Genomic DNA, 2,778 nt, shown 5'->3' with positions numbered 1-2,778 from the left:
CGGTCATAAGACTGAATAAATGTGACTGGTAAACGAATGACCAAAGAAGTCATGGAGTACGTAAGTAAACGGCAAAAATTGGCGCATAGCAACCATTCACAATAAAATGAGATCAGACTGAACCGAGCAAATACCGGGCAGTCCACATCATGACTGACATGCCATCAAAGGCAACCCTGTCACAGCCGTATTTATCAAACCAAGTGATGGCATGGACCCAGAATGACAGGCTCAACCGACCTGACAATTTACACCAAATTGATGAGGTGGGGATTTTTACCCATCGTATGCCCTTTAAAATGGGAAATCCCCTACAGCCCAGTGTTTACGTTTTTTTTCATCCATATGAATATGTCAGGTTTCTTTACCATTTCAACCCCATGTTTTTTGTAAGTGTATTATATGCCATTGAATTAAATAGGATTTATTTTCATGGCGCAATTATTGCAAATTTCTAAGCGCTCGACTCGAGTTTCAATTTGAAAAAGGATATAGGCATGTTTAAGATGGTCACTAGGATTTTAGGAGTAATAGCATTAACAGGATGGATGGGAGCTGCAAATGCGACGTTGATATTTGATTTTTCTTGGAATTCTGTTAATGGTACAGTCACTGGCGAAATATTAGGGTTAGTGGACAACACGGCAGGGCAGGCCGCTTCCGGCTTAATGATTACGAGCGTTACCGGGATGTCTGGTGGGAGCCCGGATTGGGATATTTTTGACAGTCAGCATTGGTTTATCCAGTCTAATGATTTTGATGTCAGTGGCGGTCAGGTTGTATTTTTCGACTTCAGGGCAATATTACAAAGCACAGGTGGCCTTATCGACATGACGTCTCCTAATTTTTTACAAACTTATTCCCCTTCGGATACCGGGCCGAAGTATGATAATTTGTCGTTTGTTAATCCGTTTGTAAAACGCGTTACAGTACCCGAACCCAGTTCGGTTATATTGATGCTGCTGGGTTTAGCGGGCTTGTCATTTGCTCGATACAGAAAACAATATTAATCGGCTTGTCATCTAGCCCTGCATTTACCCATCGTAACCAGCGGGTAATATAGTCATCAAGCATAGCGGCTCTTTTGGGTCCGCTAACTTTTGCTCATAAAGCTGACGTACTTTATTCACCGCGTTAGTTATCGTCTTCTCTGCTAAGCCCAATTCTGGCAGGCCAAATCGATAACCCAAAAAATCAAATTCTTTTTCAATACGCCCAATAAAGGTTTTATCCGGCGCTTGCTCCACTTTTAATTGATGAAAGTGTTGATTGACGGTTCTCACCGCTTTGCGCAAGTGCCAGCGAGTTTTGGCTAATACAATCACGTCATCCATGAACCTGCGATAAAAATAACGGGTATCACCTTCCATCTGCTCATCCAAGCCCTTTAAGTAATACGCTGCGATTACCGGTGATAAGGGGCAGCCTCTTGATATACCGCAGTGTATAAACTTAAACGTACCACCTCTTTCAACGGTTCGTTTTACAAACTGCACTAACAAACGCCAGATAAACGGGTCAGCAATATCCTTATCAAGCTGTCTAAGCAATATCGTATGGTCAATGGACTCATAGTAACCCTTCACATCGGTTTTCATGACATAAGTGTAATCAGGCAGGGCTGCTTGCATAGCACTGACGGTGGCTTTTAGTCCCCCATGGCCTTTGATATGAGTACAAAGTGAGGATAATGCTAATGCCTCCGGTAAGGCCATGGCTAACATCTTTAATACCAGCGCATCTTGTGATGACCACAAGTGAAGGGTTTCACCATCGGCTTTGGTGACCACACTCAGTGGCAAGAAGGTGTAATCTTGCTTGTGGAGTGTTTGCAGCAGCTCACCACGGATAGTGTTCCAGTGAAAACGCAGATGCCAAATGTCGGCATTGGCGGGAAAGTTACGCCGCTGCTTACACAGCCATGAGTAGGCAGTATCGAGAGTGGTTTCAGTGAAAACATGTTGGGTATCTAGCATGGCTTAAGCATAGCTGAATGGCTGCTAAGGGAGCAAGCTTTGGTTGTTTTTAGAAAAGCTGAATGACGGGTGTTGGCACTTACTTGACTCAGAGGTGAAGCTCCTGACGTGCCAATTTGGTAGCAAAATGTACCAATGTTCGACTGACCGCTTTCTTTCATCTGTTGCTATTCCACAAAGCTTATATTAACTAAATGCTGTTCCTCACTGGCTCACTAGTAAATAAACCCTTCAGTTAATGATTGGCTCATCGGGAAAGGTGTATCACGAGTGAGTTTCCTACTTAGATTTCGGTTTCGCAAGATTGCAGTTTTCCGCATTCCCTCCTGCCCTATTGAGAACATTAATTTCAAACGCAGCTACACTAAATATGGTATTCAAAATACGGCAGGGAAGCTAAATGAGCACAATTATGGGTCAAACAATAATTTATGCCTTAGAAGAGGCGGTAAATAGACAAGAACAAATTAATCAAATTCTCCTCAACTCAAATTTAGATGATCAAACAAAAACTATGCTCAATAAACAAACTAAGCTGCTATTAGAGATGCTTTCTCTATGCAAACGGGTTAATTAGTTGCTTCGGTATAAATCCAGCCTGACTGTCTCTAATGAGCGAAAAACAGACACACAGAAAATTATCTGGTAGTGTGAGATTAGGTCAGTTTTCGACCCATAGCCGAAGTAACAATCAAAGGTGCCCAATGACCGGAGTTGGCTGTGAGATCAATTAATCTCACAGCACCTAGCTGCTTATCGTATTAAGGCTGTTTTTATCTTGCTAACAACCCCCTTTTTACTA

3 protein-coding genes are annotated in these 2,778 nt (G+C 42.5%); 2 read left to right on the top strand and 1 reads right to left on the bottom strand.

What is annotated here, in order from left to right:
- Window positions 1-497: 497 nt before the first annotated feature.
- Entirely contained in the window at window positions 498-1,010 is a 513-nt protein-coding gene (locus QZ562_RS20810; RefSeq protein WP_293764591.1) for a PEP-CTERM sorting domain-containing protein, read from the top strand.
- A 24-nt stretch (window positions 1,011-1,034) separates the two neighbouring features.
- Here QZ562_RS20810 and QZ562_RS20805 read toward each other — a convergent pair whose 3' ends face one another.
- Window positions 1,035-1,976: a reverse transcriptase/maturase family protein gene (locus QZ562_RS20805; protein ID WP_293764589.1), complete on the bottom strand. Its 942-nt coding sequence runs from the start codon at window positions 1,974-1,976 to the stop codon at window positions 1,035-1,037.
- A 400-nt stretch (window positions 1,977-2,376) separates the two neighbouring features.
- Between QZ562_RS20805 and QZ562_RS20800 the strand changes: the two genes are divergently transcribed.
- Window positions 2,377-2,553 (top strand): hypothetical protein, encoded by a 177-nt coding sequence (locus QZ562_RS20800; protein ID WP_293764587.1) that lies wholly within the window; start codon window positions 2,377-2,379, stop codon window positions 2,551-2,553.
- The last annotated feature ends 225 nt before the right edge of the window (window positions 2,554-2,778 follow it).

The sequence above is a fragment of the uncultured Paraglaciecola sp. genome, from assembly GCF_913058035.1.
Lineage (GTDB): Bacteria > Pseudomonadota > Gammaproteobacteria > Enterobacterales > Alteromonadaceae > Paraglaciecola.
Note: the sequence above shows the minus strand (reverse complement) of the source record. Positions and strands in the feature narration are given on the sequence as shown.

Excerpts from the sequence above, each read along its gene's own strand:
- QZ562_RS20810 (WP_293764591.1), top strand. The coding sequence starts at position 498 with ATGTTTAAGATGGTCACTAGGATTTTAGGAGTAATAGCATTAACAGGA.
- QZ562_RS20800 (WP_293764587.1), top strand. The coding sequence starts at position 2,377 with ATGAGCACAATTATGGGTCAAACAATAATTTATGCCTTAGAAGAGGCG.
- QZ562_RS20805 (WP_293764589.1), bottom strand. The coding sequence starts at position 1,976 with ATGCTAGATACCCAACATGTTTTCACTGAAACCACTCTCGATACTGCC.